Raw genomic sequence first — 24159 nt, 5'->3', positions numbered from 1 at the left:
CCGTCCCGTTACCCCAGCGAAAGCTGGGGTAACCCTCGGGTCAGACGATCCGAGTCAAACGGGGATATCCCAGCTTTCGCTGGGATGACGGGAGGCGTTGATCATGGGGCGGAGTGGAGCGCGTATAGACGGGACGGAAACGTCTCCCCTCCCGAACGCCTCAGCGCAAGCCCAGCAGCTTGTGGGTCTGGAGCGAGAGCCGCCATTGCGGCCGCGCCATCACCATATCCACGCACGCCTCGCGGTTCGCATCCGCATTCGGATCGTCGAGCGGCTGGAGCAGCAGGTTCGCGAAGTCCCAGGTCTCGACGTCGGCGATATCGGTGCCCGGCTGCGGCCAGACCAGCTTCAGCTCGTCGCCGGTGCGCTGGACGACGATGCTGCCGGCCTTGGGACTGATGCAGACCCAGTCGATACCGGGGTGTGCGGCAATCGTCCCGTTGCTCTCCATCGCGATCCGGAAGTCGGCCGCATGCAGCGCCTCGACGATCGCGTCGTCGATCTGGAGCATCGGCTCGCCACCGGTGAGCACGACGAACCGGTCGGTCGTCCCCTCGCCCCAGAACCCCGCGACCGCATCCGCCAACGCCTGCGCATCGGCGAACTTGCCGCCGCCGAGCCCATCGGTGCCGACGAACTCTGTATCGCAGAATTTGCACACTGCAGTGGCGCGATCCTGTTCGCGGCCCGACCACAGGTTGCACCCGGCAAAGCGCACGAACACCGCACGGCGGCCCGCGTTCACGCCCTCGCCCTGCAGCGTCAGGAACATCTCCTTGACCGCATAACTCATCGTCAGATCGGCTTCACGGCATAGCGCGTCGGATCGGCGATCCCGGCCTCGTCGAAGCCCTTCGCACGCAGGCGGCAGCTGTCGCATTCGCCGCAATGCAGGGAGCCCGGTGCCGGATCATAGCATGACCAGCTCAGCCCGAGATCGAGCCCGAGACGCGTGCCTTCGCGGACGATATCCGCCTTCGTCATATGCTGGAGCGGTGCCTGGATGCGGAACGGATCGCCTTCGACACCGGCCTTGGTCGCGAGTTCGGCGAGACCTTCGAACGCGGCGATGAACTCGGGGCGGCAATCGGGATAGCCCGAATAATCGAGCGCGTTGACGCCGATATAGATGTCGCGCGCGCCCGCCGCTTCGGCCCAGCCGAGCGCGAGGCTGAGGAAGATCGTGTTGCGCGCCGGCACGTAGGTGACGGGAATGCCGCCGCCGTCTTCGGTGCCCGCGCCGTCCTTCGGCACGTCGATATCGGCGGTCAGCGCGGAGCCGCCGAACGCAGACAGATCCATCGGCAGGACGATATGGCGCTCGACGCCGAGCGCGTCGGCGATGCGGCGTGCGGCGGCGAGCTCGACGCGGTGGCGCTGATTATAGTCGAACGACAGCGCGAGCACGCGCTGTCCGGCGTCGCGCGCCATCGCCGCGGATACCATCGAGTCGAGGCCGCCGGAGACGAGGGCGACCGCATAAGGGGAGGATGTCATGATGCGGAGTCCGCTAGGCCAGCAGCAGCCAAAAAGAAAGGGCCGCCCGGTGGAGCGGCCCTGAAGGTTGGCGCGCAAGCGCGCCACAAGGGAGAAAAAAACGTGCTGAATAAGAGCACAGAGTCACCTATGCCGACGAGAGGTAAGGATCACGTTAATTCGGCGGTGCGCGCCTGTTTTTCCTTTTAGTTTAGGCACTTAGCCGTCGACTGGCACCGGAAATTTTGTCGCGCAGAACGCGCAGTCGACGATGATGAAGCCGCTCTCGTCCGCCATAGACTGGCGTTCCTCCAACGGGAATTTCGAGATCACGTCCTTGATATACTCGGGATCGCAGCGGCACCCGCGCATGATCGGGATATCGGCGAGGATGCGGACGTCCTCCTCCTCGTTGAACAGGCGCCAGACGAGCGTTTCCAGCGGCACCGTCGCATCGGTGAGTTCATCGACGCCCATCGTGTTGCCGAGCGTGGCGACATGCTCCCATTCCGGATGATCGAGCTTGGTATGCAGGCGTTCGCGCCCGTCCTCGCCTTCGGGAAGATGCTGGAGGAACAGCCCGCCGGAGATGCAGCGACCGTCGGGGCCCTTCGCCATGCCGGTGCGGATCATCGTCGGGATCTGCTCGGACTGCGTGAAATAACTTTGCGCGGCCTGCGACAGCGTATCACCATCGAGCGGCACGATGCCTTGATAGCGCTCGTTGCTGGTCGCCATGTCGAACGTGATCGCGAGATAGCCGGCGCCGAACAGCGCGAACAGCGAGGGCTCGGCGGGCGCCTCGGCGAGCTTGTCCGCGTCGTACTCGATATAGCCGCGCACCTCGCCGCCCCGATAGTCGCAGACGAGCAACTGGACGACGCCGTTGTCGGTGCGCGTCTGCATCGTCAGTTGGCCGCTCGAATCCTTGAGCGTCGAACCGATCAGCGCGGCGAGCGTCAGCGCTTCGGCGAGCAGTTTCTCGATCGCGGGCGGATAGGCGTGCGCGGCAAGCACTTCATCAAGCGCGGTGCCGAGCCGCACGATCCGGCCGCGTGCACTGCGCGTCGGGATCGCGAAAGCCAGCGCACGGTCGAGATCGGTCACGTTGGGATCGAATTTTGGCGTATCGTTCATCGTCCGCCAGATGGTGACCCTGCCCGTTCAGGTCAACCGATCTGCCCGAAGCACCAGCGCAGGACCGACTTCTGCGCGTGGAGTCGGTTCTCGGCCTCCTGCCAGATCAGCGACTGCGGGCCGTCGATCACGTCGGGCGTGACCTCCTCGCCGCGATGCGCAGGCAGGCAGTGGAGGAACTTCGCGTCGGGCTTGGCAAGCGCCATGAGCGTCGCGTCGACCTGGTACGGGGTGAGCGCCTTCAGCTTCGCCTCGGCGTGTGCCTGGCCCATCGATATCCAGGTGTCGGTGACGACGATGTCAGCGCCTTCGACCGCCTCGCGCGGGTCGGCCACGACGCGCGCCCGACCCGACGACCGCGTGATGGCCTCTTCCTCTGGTTGGAACCCCTGCGGGCACGCCGCGACGACGTCGAACTGCATCAGCCCGGCGGCCTCGACGATCGAGGCGAGCACGTTGTTGCCGTCGCCGAGCCACGCGACCTTGAGGCCGGGCAGCGTCTTGCCACTCTCGATGATCGTCAGCAGGTCGGCCATGATCTGGCACGGATGCGACGCGTCGGTCAGGCCGTTGATGACCGGGACCGAGGCGTAGTGCGCCATCTCCTCGATCTTGGCGTGATCGTCGGTGCGGATCATGATCGCGTCGACATAGCCCGACAGGATGCGCGCGGTGTCGGCGATCGACTCGCCGCGACCGAGCTGCATCGAACCGCCGTCGGACACGATCGACGTACCGCCGAGCTGGCGGATCGCCATGTCGAACGAGAACCGCGTGCGGGTGGAGCTCTTCTCGAACACCATCGCGAGCGTGTGGCCGGCGAGCGGCGCATCGGCGTCGGCGCGGCCCTTGGGGAAGCCGGCGCGCGCCGCCTTCCGGTCGAGTGCGTCGGCCAGCATCGCGGCGATGCCGTCGGCTCCGGCGTCGGTGAGATTCAGGAAATGACGCATAATTCCTCCCCGGCACGGGGAGGGGGACCGCTTGCAGAGCAAGTGGTGGAGGGGGGCCTCCACGGATGCTGCGCTGCGGGGAAAGCCCCCTCCACCATGCTTCGCATGGTCCCCCTCCCCGTACCGGGGAGGATCAGTTTCAATCGTCGGCGGCAGGCACGTAGACGCGCGCGGCGGTCGACAGCTTGTCGATGCACTCGGCGATGTGGCTCTCGTCGATCACCAGCGGCGGCAGGATGCGGACGACGTTCTCGCCCGCCGACACCAGCAGCAGATTATGGTTGTCGCGCGCGAACGCGACGAATGCACGGCTGTCGCTCTTCAGCTTCAGCCCAAGCATCAGCCCGGTGCCGCGAACGCTGTCGAACAAATGATCGTGGTTGGGGATCATCTGCTCAAGCCCCTGCCGCAACCGGTCGCCCATCGCCGTGACGTTCTCGAGGAAGCCCTCGTCGAGAATCACGTCGAGAATCGCCTCGCCCGCCGCCATCGCCAGCGGATTGCCGCCATAGGTCGAGCCGTGCGTGCCCGCGACCATGCCCTTCGCCGCTTCCTCGGTCGCAAGACACGCGCCGAGCGGGAAGCCGCCGCCGATGCCCTTTGCTACCGACATGATGTCGGGGGTGATGCCGTACAGCTCGTGCGCAAAAAACTTGCCCGTACGCCCATAGCCGCACTGAACCTCGTCGAGCACCAGCAGCAGGCCGTGTTCGTCGCATGCTTTGCGCAGGCCGGTCAGGAACTCGTGGCTCGCCTGGCGGATACCACCCTCGCCCTGGATCGGCTCGACCAGGAAGCCCGCCGTGTTGTCGTCGATCAGCGCGAGTGCGCCTTCGAGATCGTTGAACTTCGCATAGGCGAACCCCGGCAGCAACGGCTCGAACCCGTCGCGCATCTTCGCCTGATTGGTCGCCGAGATCGCGCCGAGCGTACGCCCGTGGAACGCGGTGTCGAACGTGATCAGCGTGTGCCGCTGCGGATTGCCGTTGGCGAAGTGATAGCGCCGCGCGGTCTTGATCGCGCACTCGACCGCCTCCGCACCCGAATTGGTGAAGAACACGGTGTCGGCGAATGTGTTGTCGACGAGGCGCTGCGCAAGATGCTCGCCCTGCGGCGACCCGTACAGGTTCGACACGTGCATCAGCGTCGCCGCCTGCTCGGCGATCGCCTTGGTCAGGTGCGGATGCGCATGGCCGAGTGCGTTGACGGCGATGCCGCTGGCGAAATCGAGATACTGCTGGCCGTCCTCGCCGAAGAGGTACGCGCCCTCGCCTCGGACCGGACGCACGCCACACCGCGGGTAGACGGGCATGAGCGGGGTGATGGTCACGACGGCAAGCTCCTTCAAACAGCGAGGGCGACCCTTATCGGCCGCCCGAACCGCCTGATACGAGTGCGCGAGCCTGGGGGCAACACCGCGTCGCGCCGTCCGCCGGCCGCGCGATCTGCAAAACCGTCATGATGTCACAGCACCTCTTGCGGGACCAGCATAAACAGGCGCATGATCTTCTTGACGTGGTGCCAGTATCCTGTGCGCTTTGGTTCGATTCGAATCACCCCGCCACAACACAGGGGAAATAACCATGTCTAGATCAATAGCATTTATTGCACTTCTGTTTGCCACGACATCACCAGCATATGCCAAGGATGCCTTTAGCGGTACTTGGAAAGGCGATGTGAAAGCCAGCGCGCCCTCCACCAAGCCTTTCGCCTCCGTACTGAACGACGGCACTTACACCTGCTCGACCTGCATACCGGTGGTCAAGGTTGCCGCCGACGGCGAATTCCATCCGGTCGCCGGCCACGCATATTACGACGAAATGGCGGTGACGATCGTCGATCCGATGACCGTCAGGCGCGCGACCCGCAAGGGCGGCAAGCCGGTCGGCGATACGACCGCCACGGTTTCGGCCGACGGCAAGACCCTGACGTCGGCGTTCAACGACCTCAGCGCGGCCAACGGCATTCCCGTCACTGGAACCGGCGTCAGCACGCGCGTCACTACCGGGCCGTCGGGTTCGCACGCGTCATCGGGATCATGGCGCCAGACGAGCGAAGGCCAAGTGTCCGACAGCGGCCTCGTCTTCACCTTGGCGCAGGTTGGCAAGGTCGTGACCTACTCGACTCCAACCGGCACGTCGTACGTGGCAACGACCGGCGGCCCCGCGGTGGCGGTCGTCGGCGATCCCGGATGGACGACGGTGTCGTTGAAGCAACCCAGCCTCAACACGCTGCATGAAACCGACTATTTCGAGGGCAAGGTCATCGGCAAATATATCATGACGATCTCGCCTGACGGAAAGATGATGACGATGAACGCGAACGACATCAAATATGGCCGGACCTCGACGCTGATCGCGTACAAGCAGTAACGGGGAACCGTTTTAGGACCCATGATGGTGCCCAGCTGGATCATACTCCCGCGAAAGCGTGAGCCCAGGCTGGGCACCCGCCTTGGCGGGTGAACATATTGGCGGCGGCAAGCTTGGCGAACTCGGACCGCGCTCATTCCGACGGGCGTGACATCGCCGCCTGTTCCAAACCCACCGCACCCTTACTTCACGCGTCGATCGCCTCTTCGTCCATTCTGCCTGCATTCTCCTGGATGAACGCGAAGCGGTGCGCGGGGTTGTTGCCCATCAGGCGGTCGACCAGGTCCTTTACCTGGGCGCGCTCTTCATATTCCTGCGGCAGCGTGATGCGGAGCATGCCGCGGGTGGCGGGGTCCATCGTGGTTTCGCGGAGCTGGCTCGGGTTCATCTCGCCGAGGCCCTTGAAGCGGCCGACGTCGACCTTCTTGCCCTTGAACACCGTGCGTTCGAGTTCGGCACGATGCGCGTCGTCCCGCGCATAGACGCTCTTGGTGCCGACGGTCAGGCGATAGAGCGGCGGTTGCGCGAGGTAGAGGTGCCCGCGGCGGACGAGTTCGGGCATCTCCTGGAAGAAGAACGTCATCAGCAGCGTCGCGATGTGCGCGCCGTCGACGTCGGCATCGGTCATGATGACGATGCGTTCGTAGCGGAGCGTATCGGGCGTACAGTCTTTCCGCGTGCCGCAGCCCAGCGCGAGCGTCAGGTCGGCGATTTCCTGGTTGGCGAAGATCTTCGCGCTGGTGGCCGACGCCACGTTGAGGATCTTGCCGCGGATCGGGAGGATCGCCTGCGTTTTCCGGTCACGCGCCTGCTTGGCCGAGCCACCAGCCGAATCGCCCTCGACGATGAAGAGTTCCGTGCCCTCTGGCGAGTTCGCCGAGCAATCGGTCAACTTGCCCGGCAGGCGCAGCTTCCGCGCGGAAGTGGCGGTCTTGCGCTTGACGTCGCGTTCCTGCTTGCGGCGCAGGCGCTCGTCCATCCGCTCCAGCACATAGTTCAGCAGCGCCTTGCCGCGCTCCATGTTGTGGCTGAGGAAATGGTCAAAATGATCGCGCACCGCCTTCTCTACGAGGCCGGCGGCTTCGGGGCTGGTGAGGCGATCCTTGGTCTGGCTCTGGAATTGCGGTTCGCGGATGAAGACCGACAGCATCAGCTCGCTGCCGACCATGACGTCGTCCGCGCTGATATCCTTGGTTTTCTTGTTGCCGACGAGATCGCCGAACGCGCGAAGCCCGCGGACCAGTGCCTGGCGGAGGCCCTGTTCGTGCGTGCCGCCGTCGGGGGTCGGGATGGTGTTGCAATACCAGCTGTACGAGCCATCGCTCCACAGCGGCCACGCGACCGCCCATTCGACGCGGCCTTGGGTTTCACCGTTCGCGCTCGGGAAATCCTGCGAGCCGGAAAAGAAGTCGGAGGTTGCGCATTCGCGACCGGCGATCTGGTCGCGGAGGTGGTCGGCGAGGCCGCCGGGGAACTGGAACACCGCCTGGGCCGGCGTGTCGTCGGCGATCAGGTCGGGCGCGCAGTGCCAGCGGATCTCGACGCCTGCGAACAAATACGCCTTCGAGCGGACGAGTTTGTAGAGGCGTTGCGGCTTGAAGTTCAGCTCGTTGCCGAAGATCTCGGTGTCGGGCGTGAACGCGACGCTGGTGCCGCGACGGTTGGGCGTGGCCCCAAGATGCTCGATCGGGCCGAGCGTCAGGCCCTTGGCGAAGCGCTGCCGGTACAGTTGTCGATCGCGCGCGACCTCAACGACGGTGTCGGACGATAGCGCGTTGACGACGCTGATGCCGACGCCGTGCAGGCCGCCCGATGTCGCATAGGCCTTGCCGGCAAACTTGCCGCCCGAGTGGAGTGTCGAGAGGATGACCTCCAGCGCGGACTTGTCGGGGAACTTCGGGTGCGGATCGACCGGGATGCCGCGGCCGTTGTCGACGATCGTCAAACGGTTGTTCGCTTCCAGCGTGACCTCGATCCGCGTCGCGTGACCGGCGACCGCCTCGTCCATCGCGTTGTCGAGCACTTCGGCGGCGAGGTGATGCAGTGCGCGTTCGTCGGTGCCGCCGACGTACATGCCGGGGCGGCGGCGTACGGGTTCGAGGCCTTCGAGCACCTCGATCGAGGACGCGTCATAGGTGTTTGCAGCGGTCTTCCCGCCAGACGCGCCCGGAGACGCGAACAGATCTTCAGCCATGGAGCGAACGTAGCCGCTGGCTTGCGACAAAGCCACAGGCTCTGTTTGTTCTCCGTGTTACCGGAAAGCCACATTGATGTAGATTGTTGCATCGATGGGATAAATTTCGCGCGATCCGCCGTTTATGAAAAACCTGTCATGAAGTTTCCGGGAGTGAATATGAGCAAGACGATGATGGTGGCGCTCGCTGGCGCCGCTACGCTGGGGTTCGCGGCACCTGCCACTGCGCAGGAAGTTACGGCCGACGCGCCGTTCAGCGGCATCTATTTCGGTGCGGCCGGTGGGTATGACGTGCAGCCGAACGACGAGGGTTCGTCGATCCTGTTCGACCGCAATCTCGATGGCCGCTTCGGTGACGCCGTCACGACCGCTGCCGGCGCCAACGCGTTCTCGCCGGGCTTCTGCAACGGCGCCGCGCGGAGCAGCACCGCTCCTGCCGTCGGTGGCCGTGGCTGCCGCAACGACAAGGACAACACCGCCTATTACGCTCGCGTCGGCATCGACCAGCAGCGTGGCAACATCGTCGTCGGCGTCGTCGGCGAGTTCGGCAAGTCGAACATCCGCGACAGCGTCACCGCCTTCTCGACCACGCCCGCCTTCTACACGATGACGCGCGACCTCGACTGGGAAGCCTCGATCCGTGGTCGTGTCGGCTATGCGGTCAACACGACGCTGTTCTACGGTACGTTCGGTCCGGGCTATGCGCGCATCAATCGTGATTTCTATTCGAGCAACACCGCCAACGCCTATGCGCAGAGCGGCAAGAAGAACCAGTTCGGCATCACCGGCGGCGGTGGCATCGAGCAGAAGCTCGGCAAGAACATCTCGGTCGGTATGGAATACATGTTCCACCAGTATCAGGACGACGACGCGCGCGTTCTCGTAACGCGTGGCACGCAGCCTGCGAACAACCCGTTCGTGCTCGCGCCGAACACGGCTGGCACTGCGTTCAAGCGCTCGGACGACAACTTCCGCTGGCACAGCCTGCGCGGCACGGTGGCGTTTCGGTTCTAAGGCGAGGCGAAGGGCGGCCGCTGCCACGCTGGCAGCGGACTCGCCCAAGCCCGGCCGGCGCGGCTCGCCGCGGCCGACGACATGGGCTTTGCCCATGGCTAGCGTGATATGAAAAAGGCCGCTTCCCCACACGGGGAAGCCGCCTTTTTTGATTGCATGCAAAGTTTGTTCCCCCGCGAAGGCGGGGACCCAGTCTGGGCTCCCGCCTTCGCGGGAGAACAAGAGGGGGCGGAAGACGTTCAGCTATAGAGCACCACCCCGGCGAAGGCCGGGGCCCAGTTGGGAAACGTTGCTAAACACGCGCGGCGCTCAGTTACCGAGACCTTTCCAACTGGGCCCCGGCCTTCGCCGGGGTGGTAGCAGTTGGAGGAAAGGCCGCTTCCTCACCTGAGGAAACGGCCTTTTCTATACCAAGCTAGCCATGGGCAAAGCCCAAGTCGTCGGCCGCGGCTAGCCGCGCCGGCCGGGCTTGGGCGAGTCCTGCGCCAGGTTGGCGCAGGTCGCCCTTCGCCTTATCTCGGCCGCGGACCGCCGAAGGGCAGCGGCGGAGTCGGACGGCGATCGCGACGGGGCAGCTGCGCCTGGTAGGCATGGCCACAATGATCGACGCAATACGGGAACCCCGGGTTCACCGCCTTGCCGCAGAAGTGGAAGTCGGGCTCGCCGGGATGGCCGAGTGGCCATTTGCAGATGCGGTCGTTGAGTTCGAGCAGGCTCGTCTTGTTCGCCATCTCGGCCGACGGCTTGGCAGGGACCAGACGACGCGGCGGGGCTGGCGTGCTGGGCGGCTGCTGTTCGCCGGGCGCCTGACGGAGGAATCCGCCTGGGCCGACCGAGCGCAGGATCGGCTGCGGCGCGCGGACGGGCGCGGCGACGGCCGGAGCAGCCTCGTCCTCATCCTCGTCCTCGTCCTCGTCGTCCTCAGGCTCTTCGGCGACCGGCTCTGGTTCGACCGGTGTCGCAGGCTTGGCCTCTGCCACGACGGGCGGTGCGACCGGGGCGGGCTTCGGGGCCTCGACCTCGACGGGTTCCGGTGCCGCGACCGGCTCGGGAGCCATCGCTGCAGCCGACGCCGTTGCCTCGGCCGCAGCCGCCGCCTTGGCCTCGGGATCGTTCGGCTTCACCGGCGACGGGCGCGCCTGTAGCTCGAGGCGGTGCGCCTTGCCGATGACGGCGTTGCGGCTGACGCCACCCAGTGCTTCGGCGATCTGGCTGGCGGTCTGGCCGGCCTCCCACATCGTCTTGAGCGTCGCGATGCGCTCGTCGGTCCAGGACATGTTCGTTCCTTAGTCTACGTCAGTCGGCCAATCTTCAAGCCGGGTTGCGGGCGGCAGCGGCAGGGATTACCCGCAACTCCCATGAGCAGCCAGCCCCCAATCGGTGAAATCCAGTCGGCGGTGCATTCCGCCCCCGGTGTTCCCGTCATAAAGAGCGTGAACTGGGAGGGCCTGCGAACCCTCTATATCAAGGAGGTGCGCCGGTTCTTCAAGGTGCAGCTCCAGACGGTGTGGGCGCCGGCGATCACGACGTTGCTGTTTCTGATCGTGTTCACCATCGCGACGGGCGCGAAAAGCCCGGTGCCGGTCGACGGCCAGATCGTCGATTTCGCCGATTTCATCGCGCCGGGGCTGATCATCGCGCAGGGCATGATGGGGCCGGCGTTCGCCAATGCCAGCTTCTCGCTGCTGGCCGGCAAGATGCAGGGGACGATCGTCGATTATCTCCAGCCGCCCTTGTCGACGGGTGAGTTGCTCGCCGCGCTGGTCGGCGGCGCGATCACGCGTGCGGTGATCGTCGGGATCGTCGTTTGGGCGGCGATGGCGCTGTATCCGGGTGTGCACGTGACGCCGCATGCACCGCTCGCGATCATCTGGTTCGGGTTGCTGGGCGCGACGTTCCTCGCGCTGCTCGGCGTGCTGACGTCGATCTGGGCGGACAAGTTCGATCATGCCGCCGCGGTCACCAACTTCGTGATCGCGCCGTTGTCGCTGTTGTCGGGGACGTTCTACTCGGTCGACAAGCTCGCGCCGGCGTTCCGCGCGTTCAGCCATGCGAACCCGTTCTTCTACATCATCTCGGGGTTCCGCTACGGGTTCCTGGGCATCGCCGACTCGCCGGTGATGATCGGAGGGATCGTGATCCTGATGATCGACCTGGTGCTGGCGACGCTGTGCTACCGGTTGCTGAAGAGCGGCTGGAAGCTGAAGAACTGATGCGCACGCTCGCGCTCTGGCTGGTGGCGTTGGCGGTGGCTTTGCTGCCGGTCGGTGCGGTGGCGCAGGGCGCGGTGGCCGACCCTGCGTTGCGGGCGAAAGCGGATGCGTTGGTCGCGATCCTGGACGGGCGTGGCGCGTATGACGCGTATTTCGCGGCGAGCTTCCGCGAAAAGGTGCCCAAGGCGCAGTTCTCGGTGATTGCCGAAAAGCTGAAGACCACGCTCGGCGCGCCGCAAAAGATCGAGTCGCTGACGGCGACGTCGGCATGGAGTGCGGATCTCGTGGTCGGCTATGCGCGGGGTACGGCGAGCGTTCGGCTGGTGATCGACCCCGAGGTGCCGCATGTTGCGACCGGGTTGCTGATCACGGGTACGGGGGCGCGGGACGATACTTTGGCGAAGGTCGAAGCAGAGTTTCGTGCACTGCCGGGGGCTAGCGGGTTCGGACTGTATGCGCTGGGCAGCGGCAGGCCCGAGCCGATCCTAGAATACCGCGCGGACGTGGCGGCGCCGCTCGGGTCGGCGTTCAAGCTCTGGGTGCTGGCGGAACTGGCGCGGCAGGTGGCGAGCGGCGAGCGGCATTGGGAGGACGTCGTGAAGGTCGGGGCGCCGTCCTTGCCGTCGGGCGTGTTGCAGACCTGGCCCGCGGGGTCGCCGGTGACGGTGCAGACGCTGGCGACGATGATGATCTCGATCAGCGACAATACCGCGACGGATACGCTGCTGACGACGCTCGGACGCGCGAAGGTCGATGCGATGGCGGCGGCGGCGGGTGGCAGCGTGCCGGTGATGACGACGCGCGAGATGTTCGCGTTCAAGGGGGATCCGGCGCTGACCAAGGCTTGGGCGGCCGGGTCGGTGGACGAGCGGCGGGCGCTGCTGGTCGACAATGCGGTGAAGATCTCCACCGCCAAGCTCGATCCGACCGTGTTTGCGGGGAAGCCGGTGGCGATCGACAGCGTCGAATGGTTTTCCAGCCCGATGGCGATGGCGGGGCTGCTGGACCGGTTGCGGGGAGCGGATGCTACGACTCGGGAGGTGCTGGCGGTCAATGCGGGAGTCGATCCGGCGGTCGCCAAGCGGTTTGGGTATGTCGGGTTCAAGGGCGGCGGCGAGCCTGGGGTGATTGCGCTGAACTATCTGGTGCAGGCGAAGGACGGGCGCTGGTACGCGGCGACCGGGAACTGGCACCGGGCGGACGACGGTGTGAACGAGATGCGGTTTGCGGGGTTGATGGGGCGGGCGCTGGCGTTGTTGGCGGCGCGGTAGGGTCGCTGCTTTTCGCTGAATGCCCCCATAGGCTGATCAAATACAGCGCGAACGCAACCCATGCCGTTCCCCCGCCAAGGCGGGGGTCCAGGGTAACTGAAGATGGCGTTTGTGATCCTGGGCTCCTGCGTTCGCAGGAGAACAGCTTATTAAGTGGGCTCAGGCCCGCGCAGTCGCCTGCCAGCTATCGGCGCAGAGCCCGTAGATCAGGCTGTCGCGCAACCCCAGATGCGTTTCCCACTCGTCGCGCAACAGACGCTCGCGACGGAAACCGAGACGTTCCAGCAACGTGATCGACGCAGTATTCTCGGTATCCGCGTCGGCGAACACCCTACTCCGGCCTTCCGCGAACAACCGATCGATCACTGCCGACACAGCCTCGCGCGCGATCCCTCGCCCCCAGGCCTCCCGCGCGAGGATGAAACCGATCTCCGTCACCCCTGCGCCGTCCGCCTCGCTCCCCGAGACCCAGCCGATCGCGCGGTCGTCACCGGTGCGGGTGATCGCCCAGGTGCGCTGGTTGCCCGGCGCTGCCTCCTCGGCGAGGTAGGTGCGGACGTCGTCGACCGAGCCCAAGGGGCCGTCGGCGGAATAAGCCATCAGCTCCGCATCGGCGAGCATCGGGTGCAATGCAGGCGCATCGCCCTCGACGAGCGGCCGCAACCGCAGCCGACGCGTCTTCAGCACCGGCGATACGCCGGCACGCCGCGGTCTGCGTCCGGGTTGCCTCACGCGGTCAGGGCATCCACGAGCGCGCGGACTTTCTTCTGGCGCCACTGCGGGAGCGGGGCGACGAGCCAATAACCCCCCTTCGACGGCTGCGATTCGCCGATCAGACGCACGCGCGCCTGCGCGAGATCGCGGCGGGCAAGCAGTTCGGGCACGGTCGCGCGGCCAAGCCCCGCCGCCGCCGCGTCGATCGCGAGCCCGGCGTCGGTGACGCGGACCAGCGCGACGCCGTCCTCACCCGACCATGCGATCGACGCCTCAGTGTCGGTGCCGGGCTTGGCGATCGTCACCATGCCCTCGGATTCGAGCGCCTCACCCTCATGCTCGCCGGGACCATCGCCCCAGCGGATCGCGAGGTCGAGATTGGCTTCGGTGAAGTCGACATTCTCGTCGGCCGTGATCAGCACGAAGCGCAGTTCGGGATCCGCCTCGGCGATCTGGGCGAGCCGCGGCATCAGCCACTTCTCGGTCAGGTCGCGCGGCGCTGCGATCGTCAGCGATTTCGACGACTGCCCGGCCTGCATCGCGCGCACGGCTTCCTCGAACTGGAGAAAGCCGCCACGGAGCGCACCGAGACCCGCCTCTGCTTCAGGCGTCAGTTCGAGCCCGCGCGTGGTGCGGCGGAACAGGACGACGCCCAGCGTATCCTCCAGCGCGCGAATCTGCTGGCCAACCGCCGCCGGCGTCACCGCCAGCTCGTCCGCAGCACGCGTGAACGACAGATGCCGCGCGGCCGCGTCGAGCACGCGCAGGCCATTGAGCGGGAGATGCGTACGCTTCAATTCAGCACCGCGGGGGCGAACAGCGAGAAGCGGGGAATCTCGACCGCGAACACGGCGCCGTCTTCGCGGACCATCTGGTAGCTCCCCTGCATCGCGCCCGATGGGGTCGCGAGCGGGCAGCCCGAGACGTAATCGAAGCTCGCACCCGGTTCGATCACCGGCTGTTCGCCGACCACGCCTTCGCCTTCGACCGAATGGCGCGCACCGCGGCCATCGGTGATCACCCAGTGGCGGGTGAGCAACTGGACGGTCTCGGTGCCCTCGTTCTCGAGGCGGATGTGATACGCCCAGAACCAGCGACCACGCTCGGGCTCGGACTGTTCGGGCAAATAGCTGACCGACACGCGCACCGTCACCCCATCGGTCGTCGCCGCGTTGGGGAACAGCGCCTTCACAGGCCCGCCTGGCGCAGCGCCTGGTCGAGGTCGTCGATCACGTCCTGCGCATCCTCGAGCCCGACGTTGATCCGCAACAGCCCCTCGGTCACGCCCATCTCGATCTGCTTGTCGGGCGAGACGCTCGCGTGCGTGGTCGAGGCCGGATGCGTCATCAGCGAGCGCGAGTCGCCGATGTTGTTCGAGATATCGACCAGTTCGAGCGCGTCGAGCAATGCATGCGCCTGTTCACGCCCCTCGACCTCGAACGCGAAGATCGGGCCGCATGCGTCCATCTGGCGCTTTGCCAATTCGTGCTGCGGATGGCTCGGCAGAAAGGGATGCAGCACGCGGGGGACGCGGCCTTCGAGGAATTCGCCGACCTTCATCGCGTTCTCGGACTGGCGGTGGATGCGCAGGTCGAGCGTCTCGAGGCCTTTGAGCACCACCCACGCATTGAACGGCGACAGCGTCGGCCCCGTGTTGCGTGTGAACGGCAACAACGTGTTGGTAATGAAGTCCTCGGTGCCACAAACGGCGCCGGCGAGCACGCGGCCCTGCCCGTCCATCATCTTGGTCGCGCTGTACGCGGTGACGTCTGCGCCGAACTCCATCGGCCGCTGCAAGGCCGGCGTCGCGAAGGCGTTGTCGACTACCGTCGTGATGCCACGCTCGCGCGCGATGTCGCAGATCGCCTTGAGGTCGGCGATGTCCATCGTCGGGTTGGCGGGCGTCTCGAAGAAGAACACCTTCGTCTCGGGACGGACCGCGTCGAGAAACGCCTGCGGATCGCGCGCATCGACGATCGTCGTGGTGATCCCGAACTTCGGCAGCAGCGTGTCGGTGAGCCAGCGGCACGAGCCGAACGCCGCGCGGCCGCCGACGAGGTGATCGCCGGTCTGGAGCTGGCACAGCAACGACGCAGTCATCGCCGCCATCCCGGTCGCCATCGTCCGGCACGCCTCGGCGCCCTCCAGCAGCGCGATCCGCTCTTCGAGCATCTGCACGGTCGGGTTCTGGAGGCGGGAATAGGTCATCCCCTCCTGCTCGCCGGCAAAGCGCGCCGCGGCGTCGCCGGCCTTGTCGTAGCAATAGCCCGAGGTGAGGAACAACGCCTCCGACGTCTCGCCATATTCGCTGCGGGCAGTGCCGCCGCGGATGGCGCGCGTCGCGGGACGCCAATTCTGAGTGATCGAACGATCCTGGCCGGTCTTGCGCTTCATGCGCGCCGCTTTGCCGGGGGGGAGCCGCGATGACAAGCCCGGGGACAAGCCTTGCGGGTGTGAAGAGGGGTGCGGAGTGTCTCGATCCTCCCCCGCCAGGGGGAGGTGGCGCCGAAGGCGACGGAGGGGGAGGACCACGCAACCGAGGTTACCCCTTCCTCCCCTTCCGTCTGGCAAGCGCCAGCCACCTCCCCCTTGCGGGGGAGGATCAAAGATCCGGCTAGTACCGTCCCCAGGTGAATTTCGAGGACAGCGCGTAGTTCCACACCGCACCGACCAGCACGCCGATCAGCGCCGATGCCGCCCACGCCCCGTCACGCATCTCGTACAGGAACGCGGCGATGCCGACATTGGCGACCGCGCCAACCGAGCAGATCACCGCGAACGACACCCAGCCGTCGACCAGTTGCCGCCAGCCCTTGAGACGCCGATCGCGATAGGTCAGCGCGTTGTTGAGGAAGAAGTTGAAGGTGAGCGCGGCAAGCGTCGCCCCGATCTCGCCGATCACGAAATTCGTGCCCAGCCCGACGAACAGCGCGGTCAGCACCGCCATGTGGATGCCGACGCCGAACACCCCGATCGCCGAGAACATCGCGAACCGCACCGGCACGACCCGCCCGAACATCCGGTCGTAGATCGCGATCAGATATTCCATCGCGACGACGTGATCGAGCTTGCTCTCGCCCTCGGTACGGCAGCGGAAGGTATAGGGCACCTCGACGAAGCGCAGCGGCGTCGGCGAGGCGGTAAGCAGGTCGAGCAGGATCTTGAAGCCGATCGCCGACAGCGAGGGTGCGAGGCGGCGGACGATGTCGGTGCGGATCATGAAGAAGCCGCTCATCGGATCGTTGAGGTCGCACTTCAACACGCGGCGCGACAGCTTGGTGGCGAGCGCCGACTTGGCGACACGGTCGCTGTCCCACTCCCCGGTGCAGCCGCCGCTGACGAAGCGCGAGCCGATCGCCACGTCGGTCTCGCCGTCCTTGAGCAGATCGAGCATCTTCGGCAGCAACGTCTCGTCGTGCTGGAGATCGCCGTCGATCACCGCGACGATCGGGGCAGCCGTCGCGCACATTCCCTCGATGCAGGCCGACGACAGCCCGCGCCGGCCGATCCGCTGGATCACGCGGACCCGCTTGTCGAGCCGAGCAATCTCGCGCGCAGCATCGGCGGTACCGTCGGGACTGTCGTCATCGACGAAGATCGCCTCCCAGTTGCGCCCGATCAGCGCCTGGTCGAGCTTGGCGATCAACGTCGGAACGTTGGCCTTCTCATTGAACGTCGGGATGACGATCGCGAGTTCGAGAAGGTCCGGGATCATCGGGTCAGCCTAGTTCGGCGAGAATGGCATCGCCCATCGCGGAGGTCGTCAGCGTGCCACCGAGATCGGGCGTCCGCGCGCCGCCCAGGATCGCGGCTGCCACCGCAGCCTCGATCCGGTCGGCGGCTTCGGGCAGGTCGAGCGAGTGGCGCAGCATCATCGCCGCGGACAGGATCGCGGCGCAGGGGTTGGCCTTGCCCTGCCCTGCGATGTCGGGGGCGCTGCCGTGAATCGGCTCGTACATGCCCTTGTTCGAGTCGTTGAGCGCGGCGGACGGCAGCATGCCGATCGAGCCGGCGCACATCGATGCCTCGTCCGAGAGGATGTCGCCGAAGAGGTTGCCGGTGACGATCACGTCGAACTGGCCCGGGTTGCGCACCATCTGCATCGCCGCGTTGTCGACGTACATGTGGCTCAGCGCGACGTCAGGATAGTCGGCCGACACCTCGATCACGACGTCACGCCAGAGCTGCGAGGTCTCGAGGACGTTGGCCTTGTCGACCGAAAGCAGCTTGGCTTTGCGCGTGCGCGCGGTCTCGAAGCCGACGCGAGCAATGCGCGCGATCTCGGTCTCGTCGTAGCGCATCTCGTCATGGCCTTCGCGCAAGCCGTCGGCGGTGGTGCGGATGCCCTTCGCGCCGAAATACACGTCGCCGGTCAGTTCGCGGACGATGACCATGTCGATCGACCGGGCGATCTCTGGACGGAGCGCGGATGCGTCCTCGAGACCCGCGAACAACTTGGCGGGGCGAAGGTTGGCGAACAGGCCGAGTTCCTTGCGCAGGCCGAGGATGGCCTGTTCGGGGCGGAACTGGCGTTCGAGCGCATCGCAGTCGGGATCGCCGACAGCACCGAACAGGATCGCGTCGGCGCGCTTGGCGAGTTCGAGCGTCTCGGGCGGAAGCGGATGACCCGCGGCCTTGTACGCGGCACCGCCGACGAGCCCTTCTTCATAGCTGAGGTCGAGACCGAGCGTATCGAGCACCCGGCGCGCTTCTGCAGTGACTTCGGGTCCGATGCCGTCGCCGGCCAGTATCGCGATCAAGGGCATGTGCGTTTCTCCTGGCGGCCCCTTGCCGGGCGGTGCGCGCTCACGCAACCGCCCTTTTCAGGCGATCCACCAGCCGGTCGCGCGCGGCGAGTGGATCGGCGCGGCGGTCGACGAGGATGTCGCGGGCGAGAAAATGTCCCGTGAGACGCAGGCCATCGAAGATATCGGGCCAGTCGGCTTCTCCGCCGCTCATCAGAAACTGCGGCAATCGCAGCAGCTTGCCCTCATACCCGAACGCCGCCCCGCGCGAGACCGCCGCGCCGCTCTTGGGCGACACGAAGCCGAGATCGTCCTCCGCTCCGGTTGCGACGCAGCGGTCCAGATCGAGCCCGAACCCCAGTTCCGCCAACACTAGTAATTCGTACCGGACCAACGCCGCGGCCCAACCGCGGGCGGATGGCGCGCTTTCGATCGCACCGAGCACGCCGTCGAGCGCATCGTGGATCTGCGGATAGGGCTGCGCTTCGGGGAGCGCGGCAGCGGCCAGCGCGGTGGCCCATTCGAGCGCACCGGCGGCGAGCGGCTCGCCGTGGAGCGTCGCACGGCTGTGGACCAGTTCGGCGGTCAGCGAAGCGAGTTGCTCGCCGGTGCGCGCACGCCATTCGCCCTGAATGACGTTGGCCTGAAGCAGCACCGGGCGCATGGCGCGCGACCGCCCGCCGCGGACGTAGCCGGGCTGGACGCCGTCGTTTCGGGTGAGCGCACGCACGATCGCGCCATGCTCGCCGTGCTGGCGAACGGCGACGACGATAGCGGTTGCGCGGAGGTGCATGGGGTCCCTTAGCGCTCCGTGATGGCGAGCGGGAGGGCCCAGCGATTACCGGCGGACGTCAGCGACGTCGCGATCGAGGGCGTTCGGAAATCCAGTTGGACCAGAGTTGCTCGGCCTGACGCCAGCGGGTGCGCAGCGGATCGGGACCGAGCGGCACGTCTGCGTGATCGAGCGCCAAAACCGGGCGATCGGCGAAATGCGTGGTCGGCAGCACGTCGCGCATCTCCGCGAGCATGGCGCACAACGCCTGGAAGCGGCGGACGTGGACGCCATTCGCGCGCGTGCCGCGGCGGTTGGCGAGTTCGAAACCATGCGACACGATCGTCACCGCCGCATGGTGCGACACCGCGGCGTGTTCGAGCGCGTCGTAGCTTTCGCCCGCGGATAGCGCACAGAGCTGGAACGTGCGGATCCGGCCGCGTAGATCCTCGATGACGGTGACGGGCACCTCGACCAGATCGCCATCGGGCGACGAGCGGACCGGTGCGATCTGGCGTGGGGATAACGAGATCCGGCTCGATCCCGGCGCTTCGGAGCCGTTGTGACTGCTGTCATAGCGGAAACCGAGCGTCGCGAGCGCGGTCAGCGTGTCGTCGTTCGCGGCATAGCTGCCGGCGCGAAACGCGATCGGCGTGGGCGCACCGGCCTCGACCAGCAATTCGGTGGCGCGCACGAGCAGGTCGGTCTGTTCGGCAAGGCTGTAGTCGAACAGCGCGAACCGGTCATGCGCGGCGCCGTGGTCGCCGACCCGCGCGGTCGTCCAGTTGGGGTGAAGGTGAAGCTGCACCTCCTGCCCGGCTTCGAGGATCGTCTCGATCATGCGGCGCACGGGCGCGAGTCCGAAGGTGATCGCCGGCATCGGATCGACGAAGAAGCACGCCTTCAGATCATGCCGTGCGAGCTCCGCAAGCTGGTAACCGAGGCCGACGCCGGCGGGCTCCAGCGAGCGCACATAGATCGCATCGACGTCGAGCCCCGCGACATGGTGCCGCCACGCGAACTCCGTGTCGACGGTAAGAAACACGGGCGTGGTCACGTAACCATTCGTAACAAACGGTCATGAAGATTGCGTTGCACTGCCCTCTGCCCCCCCTCGCTTCCGGTCGAGGAATACCCAAACAAGCCCCGAAACTCTAACGAGAATGATAGAAATCATACACTTGTTGCGCGACCCCCGCGGAAACGCCCGGCGCCTGTTGCAGGTCCTGCAGGCTCGCGTTGCGCACCGCGCGTCCAGTGCCGAAGTGCATCAGCAACGCCTTCTTGCGTGCGGGGCCGATGCCAGGGACCTCGTCGAGCGGGCTGGCGCCGATCGCCTTGCTGCGCTTGTCGCGGTGGACGCCGATCGCGAACCGGTGGACCTCGTCGCGCAGGCGCTGGAGGTAGAACAGCACCGGGGCGTTGACGGGGAGCTGGAACTCGCGGCCGTCGAGCATGTGGAACACCTCGCGACCATCGCGACCGTGTTCGGGGCCCTTGGCGATCCCGACCAGACACACGTCCTCGACGCCGATCTCCTCGAGCGCGGCCTTCACCGTGTTGAGCTGGCCCCTGCCACCATCGATCAGCACCAGATCCGGCCAGTCGCCCGAATCGCGATCGGGGTCCTCGGCCTGCGCGCGGGAAAACCGGCGCGTGAAGACTTCGCGCATCATCGCGAAATCGTCGCCGGGCGCGGTATCCTTGTTCTTGATGTTGAACTTTCGATACTGGCCTTTCCGAAAGCCCTCCGGCCCCGCGACGACCATCGCGCCGGTCGCGGCGGTGCCTTGGATGTGGCTGTTGTCGTAGATCTCGATGCGCTCGGGCGGCTCGGCGAGGTCGAACAGGTCGGCGACTTCGCGCAGGAGTTTTGCCTGCGTGGTCGATTCGGCCTGGCGACGTTCGATCGCCTCGATCGCGTTGCGCTTGGCCTGGTCCATCAGGCGGCGGCGATCGCCCCGCTGCGGGACCTGCAGCGCGATCTTGTAGCCGGCGCGTTCGCCTAGTGCTTCGGCAAGCAGCGCGCCTTCCGTCAGTTCGCGGTCGAGCAGGATCTGCTTGGGGGGCGGAACCTCTTCATAGAACTGGCCGAGGAAGCTGGTCAGCACCTCGTCCTCGGGGACGTCGTTGGTGTGCTGCGGGAAGAAGCTGCGATGCCCCCAGTTCTGGCCGCCGCGGATAAAGAACGCCTGGATGCCGATCAGGCCGTCCTTGCACGCCATCGCAAAGATATCGGCGTCGCCCACCCCTTCCGCGTTGATCGCCTGCGTGCCCTGGATGAAGGTGAGCGCACGGAGACGATCGCGGAGGAGCGCCGCCAATTCGAAGTCCATGTTCTCGGCGGCGGCCTGCATCTGCGCGCCGAGCTTGGCCTGAACGCCGGTCGACTTGCCGCCGAGGAACGCCTTCGCATCCTCTGTCAGTTCCCGGTACGCGGCCTCGTCGATTCGACCGACGCACGGCGCGGAGCAGCGCTTGATTTGATAGAGCAGGCACGGTCGGTCGCGGGTCTTGAAAAAGCTGTCGGTGCAGCTGCGCAGGAGGAACAGCTTCTGGAGCGCGTTTAGCGTGTTGTTGACCGACCCGGCGCTGGCGAACGGGCCGTAGTAATTGCCTTTTGCCCGGCGCGCGCCGCGGTGCTTCTGGACGCGCGGGAAGGCGTGGTCGTCGCGCAGGAGGATGAACGGGAAGCTCTTATCGTCGCGTAGCAGCACGTTGTAGGCAGGGCGGTAGCGCTTGATGAGCTGCGATTCGAGCAGCAGCGCCTCGGCTTCGTTGTTCGTGGTGACGATCGTCATGGATCGCGTCTGCGACACCATCCGCTGGAGGCGTTTCGTCAGCCGCTCGACCTGGACGTAGTTCGCGACGCGGTTCCGCAGCGCACGCGCCTTGCCGACGTAGAGCACGTCGCCGCGCGCGTCCTGCATGCGGTAGACGCCGGGGCGGATCGGCAGCGTGTCGAGCACGTTCCTGATCGCCGCTACGCCTGCCGCGAGATCAGGCGCTTCACCGCCGCCGCGGACGGCGAACGTGGATTTGTCTTCGTTGAACCGGTCGGGGGAATTGGGGGAGGACATCGCTAAGGAATCTAGGGAGTGCGAGGGGGTTATGCCAGCGCCAGGCAGTGATGTTCACGCGAAGGCGCGACGGCGCGAAGAGAAGAAGTTTGGTTCACGCGGAGACGCGGAGACGCGGAGAGAAGATTATGGCGGCAGCGCTCGCTCAAAATCGCCGAAGGCTCACATCAGCTTGCGGTTTTCCGACACATCAGCCCGAAGCGCAACACCTCCGCGTCTCCGCGTCTCCGCGTGAACCATACTTCTCTTCGCGCCTTTGCGCCTTCGCGTGAATCACCCTTCTCAATGCGGGCGAAGAGTGTCAGGCTTGGGCGAAGACCTTGGTGCCGACGATGCCGACTACGGTCAGGGCCATGAAGCAGGCCTGGATGCCGCTGACCTTGTCGCCGAACAGGATGACGCCACCGATGATCACGCCGATCGCGCCCGCTCCGGTCCAGATCGCGTAGGCGGTGCCGGCGGGGAGGCCGCGCATCGCGAGCGCGAGCAGGCCCATGTTGACGAAGCTGAGGATGATCGGGACGCTGGAGGCCTGCCACGTAGCAAGGGTGGCCGCCCATTTCAGGCTGAGCGCCCAGCAGATTTCGGTGACGACGGCGACGGCGAGGATGAGCCAGGACATAGGTGTTCTCCAACGGGCTCAGATTGGAGACTCGGCCGCCGGAAACCCGGGAAGAGACGGCCGTCAATAGTTGAGAGGTTTAGCGCGATAGGCGCTGTTCCGTTCCCCCGCGCAGGCGGGGGTCCAGGATCTCATAGGATAACGCTTGTAACCCTGGGCCCCCGCCTTCGCGGGGGAACAGCAGGTGAGCAGATCGCCGCCCTAGCCCGCTTAGTTGAGGCGGCTGAGACCGGAGATCGAGCGGTCGACCATCATGCGGTCGGCGGCGGCGTCGTGGTGCTCGGCGATGAGGATACCGGCAGCCTTCGCCGCAGCATCCGCCGCGCGCGCGCGGACCTCGGCGATCGCGGCGCGCTCGGCGGCAGCGATCTTATCCTCGGCCATCTTCGCGCGACGGGTCATGAGGTCCTCGGCGCCAGCCTTGGCCTTGGCGATGATCGCCGCGGCTTCGTGATGTGCGTGGGCCTTCATGGCTTCGGCTTCGACGTGCGCGGTCTTGGCTTTTGCCTCATACTCGGTGCGGATCGCTTCGGCTTCGGCGCGAAGCGCCTTGGCTTCGTCGAGCTGCGTGCGAATGCCAGCGATGCGCGTATCGAGCATCTTGCCGATCATGCCCGGAACCTTCTTCCAGATCATCAGCAGGATGACGACGATCATCGCTACCGCGACCCAGCCGGTCGAGGTCAGGCCGAGCGCGGTCGGATCGGCGACATGCTCGACGCCGCCGGGCGCGGTCGTGTGACCCTGGATGCCCTGGTTGTCGATCGCACCTTCGGGCGCCATGCCCTCTTCGTGGATGACCTTTGCGGCCGAATCTGGATTAGCCATGCGCCGTCGTCCTGCGTACCGCGTCGGTCGCCGCGTCCAGGCTGACCTGGAGACCAGCGACCTTGGCGGCCAATTGCTGTGCTGCTTCGGCGGCGACACCCTGCAAGTTCGAGAGCGCCTCGGCCTTGGCGTTCGCGACCGCCAGATCGTGATGACCCAGACGCTCGGCGAGTTCGGCGTCGGCCGCATGGACCTGCTGCTCGAATGCGGTCGCCGCACGCTTCGCAGCGGCAGCCGTTTCGGCCTGTGCCGCGACGCGGGCCGCGTCCATCTCGGCCTGCCAGTTCGCCTGGACCGTATCGGCCTGCGTACGGGCAGCGACCGCTGCCGCCAGATCGCCCGCGATTCGGCCTTCGCGCGAGTCCACGTTGGACACGATCTTTGGCACCATTCCCTTGCCGATCCCGAAATACAGGATGCCGAAGGTGAGGAGCAGCCAGAAGATCTGCGAGGCGTAGGTAGCGGCTATCTGGGAAATCTGGGGCATGTCGGTCCTTCGTGAAACGGCCGGGCGCGGTCGCCCGGCCAATTCAGCGAGTTGTTAGGCGACGAACACGAGGATGATCATCGTGACGAAGGCGAGCAGACCGAGAAGCTCGGCTGCTGCGAAACCGATGAACAGACGGCCCTGCTGGCTGTCCGCCGCGCCCGGGTTGCGGAGAGCGCCGGCGAGGAACTGTGCGAACACGTTGCCCACGCCGAGTGCTGCGAGGCCCATGCCGATCGCTGCGAGGCCGGCACCGATCATCTTTGCTGCTTGTGCGTCCATGG

General features: G+C 66.1%; 24 protein-coding genes. 4 read left to right on the top strand and 20 right to left on the bottom strand.

What is annotated here, in order from left to right; translation table 11 throughout:
• Window positions 1-160 precede the first annotated feature (160 nt).
• From queE to IFR23_RS15365, 5 genes are all read right to left on the bottom strand, one after another.
• Window positions 161-793 (bottom strand): 7-carboxy-7-deazaguanine synthase, encoded by a 633-nt coding sequence (gene queE, locus IFR23_RS15385; RefSeq protein ID WP_192976649.1) that lies wholly within the window; start codon window positions 791-793, stop codon window positions 161-163.
• Between the two features lie 2 nt (window positions 794-795).
• A complete protein-coding gene (gene queC, locus IFR23_RS15380; protein WP_192145607.1) occupies window positions 796-1497 on the bottom strand; it encodes a 7-cyano-7-deazaguanine synthase QueC in 702 nt (233 codons plus the stop codon).
• Between the two features lie 198 nt (window positions 1498-1695).
• Window positions 1696-2613 (bottom strand): Hsp33 family molecular chaperone HslO, encoded by a 918-nt coding sequence (gene hslO, locus IFR23_RS15375; protein ID WP_192976648.1) that lies wholly within the window; start codon window positions 2611-2613, stop codon window positions 1696-1698.
• A gap of 32 nt (window positions 2614-2645) precedes the next feature.
• The gene (argF, locus tag IFR23_RS15370) at window positions 2646-3563 is read right to left on the bottom strand and encodes an ornithine carbamoyltransferase (protein ID WP_192976647.1); all 918 of its coding nucleotides are present in this window, start codon (window positions 3561-3563) and stop codon (window positions 2646-2648) included.
• Window positions 3564-3702: 139 nt separating this feature from the next.
• Window positions 3703-4893 carry an acetylornithine transaminase gene (locus IFR23_RS15365; RefSeq protein WP_192976646.1) on the bottom strand — a complete coding sequence of 397 codons (1191 nt, stop codon included), beginning with the start codon at window positions 4891-4893 and terminating at the stop codon, window positions 3703-3705.
• Window positions 4894-5239: 346 nt separating this feature from the next.
• Between IFR23_RS15365 and IFR23_RS15360 the strand changes: the two genes are divergently transcribed.
• Window positions 5240-5935: a hypothetical protein gene (locus IFR23_RS15360; RefSeq protein WP_192976645.1), complete on the top strand. Its 696-nt coding sequence runs from the start codon at window positions 5240-5242 to the stop codon at window positions 5933-5935.
• Between the two features lie 187 nt (window positions 5936-6122).
• Here the strand turns inward: IFR23_RS15360 and parE are convergent, their stop codons facing one another.
• Window positions 6123-8129 carry a DNA topoisomerase IV subunit B gene (gene parE, locus IFR23_RS15355; RefSeq protein WP_192976644.1) on the bottom strand — a complete coding sequence of 669 codons (2007 nt, stop codon included), beginning with the start codon at window positions 8127-8129 and terminating at the stop codon, window positions 6123-6125.
• A 159-nt stretch (window positions 8130-8288) separates the two neighbouring features.
• Here parE and IFR23_RS15350 point away from each other — a divergent pair, with 159 nt between their 5' ends.
• The gene (locus tag IFR23_RS15350) at window positions 8289-9143 is read left to right on the top strand and encodes an outer membrane protein (RefSeq protein WP_192976643.1); all 855 of its coding nucleotides are present in this window, start codon (window positions 8289-8291) and stop codon (window positions 9141-9143) included.
• Window positions 9144-9655: 512 nt separating this feature from the next.
• Here IFR23_RS15350 and IFR23_RS15345 read toward each other — a convergent pair.
• The gene (locus tag IFR23_RS15345; RefSeq protein WP_192976642.1) at window positions 9656-10420 is read right to left on the bottom strand and encodes a GcrA family cell cycle regulator; all 765 of its coding nucleotides are present in this window, start codon (window positions 10418-10420) and stop codon (window positions 9656-9658) included.
• Between the two features lie 81 nt (window positions 10421-10501).
• Here IFR23_RS15345 and IFR23_RS15340 point away from each other — a divergent pair, with 81 nt between their 5' ends.
• Together IFR23_RS15340 and IFR23_RS15335 are read left to right on the top strand one after the other, a co-directional pair.
• Window positions 10502-11356, top strand: a complete 855-nt coding sequence (locus tag IFR23_RS15340) for an ABC transporter permease (RefSeq protein WP_192976641.1) — start codon at window positions 10502-10504, stop codon at window positions 11354-11356.
• Window positions 11356-12627 carry a serine hydrolase gene (locus tag IFR23_RS15335; RefSeq protein WP_192976640.1) on the top strand — a complete coding sequence of 424 codons (1272 nt, stop codon included), beginning with the start codon at window positions 11356-11358 and terminating at the stop codon, window positions 12625-12627. The genes IFR23_RS15340 and IFR23_RS15335 overlap by 1 nt, the downstream gene beginning before the upstream one ends.
• Before the next feature lie 159 nt (window positions 12628-12786).
• On the opposite strand, the gene IFR23_RS15330 is transcribed toward IFR23_RS15335, so the two are convergent.
• The 13 genes from IFR23_RS15330 to IFR23_RS15270 form a co-directional block, all read right to left on the bottom strand.
• Window positions 12787-13314, bottom strand: a complete 528-nt coding sequence (locus IFR23_RS15330) for a GNAT family N-acetyltransferase (protein WP_342344975.1) — start codon at window positions 13312-13314, stop codon at window positions 12787-12789.
• Between the two features lie 41 nt (window positions 13315-13355).
• Complete coding sequence (locus tag IFR23_RS15325) at window positions 13356-14138, bottom strand: LysR family transcriptional regulator (RefSeq protein WP_107961477.1); 783 nt, start codon at window positions 14136-14138, stop codon at window positions 13356-13358.
• The gene (gene apaG / locus IFR23_RS15320) at window positions 14135-14533 is read right to left on the bottom strand and encodes a Co2+/Mg2+ efflux protein ApaG (protein WP_056488567.1); all 399 of its coding nucleotides are present in this window, start codon (window positions 14531-14533) and stop codon (window positions 14135-14137) included. The genes IFR23_RS15325 and apaG overlap by 4 nt, the downstream gene beginning before the upstream one ends.
• Entirely contained in the window at window positions 14530-15735 is a 1206-nt protein-coding gene (locus IFR23_RS15315) for a trans-sulfuration enzyme family protein (protein ID WP_192976638.1), read from the bottom strand. The genes apaG and IFR23_RS15315 overlap by 4 nt, the downstream gene beginning before the upstream one ends.
• A 220-nt stretch (window positions 15736-15955) precedes the next feature.
• Window positions 15956-17056, bottom strand: a complete 1101-nt coding sequence (locus IFR23_RS15310; RefSeq protein WP_192976637.1) for a glycosyltransferase family 2 protein — start codon at window positions 17054-17056, stop codon at window positions 15956-15958.
• A 4-nt stretch (window positions 17057-17060) separates the two neighbouring features.
• Window positions 17061-18107, bottom strand: coding sequence for a 3-isopropylmalate dehydrogenase (gene leuB / locus IFR23_RS15305; RefSeq protein ID WP_192976636.1), 1047 nt, complete (start codon window positions 18105-18107; stop codon window positions 17061-17063).
• A gap of 40 nt (window positions 18108-18147) precedes the next feature.
• Window positions 18148-18879 (bottom strand): DNA repair protein RecO, encoded by a 732-nt coding sequence (gene recO / locus IFR23_RS15300; protein ID WP_192976635.1) that lies wholly within the window; start codon window positions 18877-18879, stop codon window positions 18148-18150.
• Between the two features lie 58 nt (window positions 18880-18937).
• Window positions 18938-19915, bottom strand: a complete 978-nt coding sequence (locus IFR23_RS15295) for a polysaccharide deacetylase family protein (RefSeq protein ID WP_192976634.1) — start codon at window positions 19913-19915, stop codon at window positions 18938-18940.
• Between the two features lie 97 nt (window positions 19916-20012).
• Window positions 20013-21938 carry an excinuclease ABC subunit UvrC gene (gene uvrC, locus IFR23_RS15290; RefSeq protein WP_133029419.1) on the bottom strand — a complete coding sequence of 642 codons (1926 nt, stop codon included), beginning with the start codon at window positions 21936-21938 and terminating at the stop codon, window positions 20013-20015.
• A gap of 301 nt (window positions 21939-22239) precedes the next feature.
• The gene (locus IFR23_RS15285; RefSeq protein ID WP_192976633.1) at window positions 22240-22560 is read right to left on the bottom strand and encodes a DMT family transporter; all 321 of its coding nucleotides are present in this window, start codon (window positions 22558-22560) and stop codon (window positions 22240-22242) included.
• Between the two features lie 210 nt (window positions 22561-22770).
• Window positions 22771-23343: a F0F1 ATP synthase subunit B family protein gene (locus tag IFR23_RS15280; protein ID WP_181321102.1), complete on the bottom strand. Its 573-nt coding sequence runs from the start codon at window positions 23341-23343 to the stop codon at window positions 22771-22773.
• A 37-nt stretch (window positions 23344-23380) separates the two neighbouring features.
• Window positions 23381-23875 carry a F0F1 ATP synthase subunit B family protein gene (locus IFR23_RS15275; protein ID WP_056065115.1) on the bottom strand — a complete coding sequence of 165 codons (495 nt, stop codon included), beginning with the start codon at window positions 23873-23875 and terminating at the stop codon, window positions 23381-23383.
• A gap of 54 nt (window positions 23876-23929) precedes the next feature.
• The gene (locus tag IFR23_RS15270; protein WP_055873230.1) at window positions 23930-24157 is read right to left on the bottom strand and encodes a F0F1 ATP synthase subunit C; all 228 of its coding nucleotides are present in this window, start codon (window positions 24155-24157) and stop codon (window positions 23930-23932) included.
• Between the last annotated feature and the right edge of the window lie 2 nt (window positions 24158-24159).

Origin of the sequence: Sphingomonas sp. CFBP 13603 (assembly GCF_014892665.1) — a bacterium.
Lineage (GTDB): Bacteria > Pseudomonadota > Alphaproteobacteria > Sphingomonadales > Sphingomonadaceae > Sphingomonas.
The sequence above is the reverse complement of the archived record's forward strand: the minus strand, read 5'-3'. Positions and strand labels throughout refer to the sequence as shown.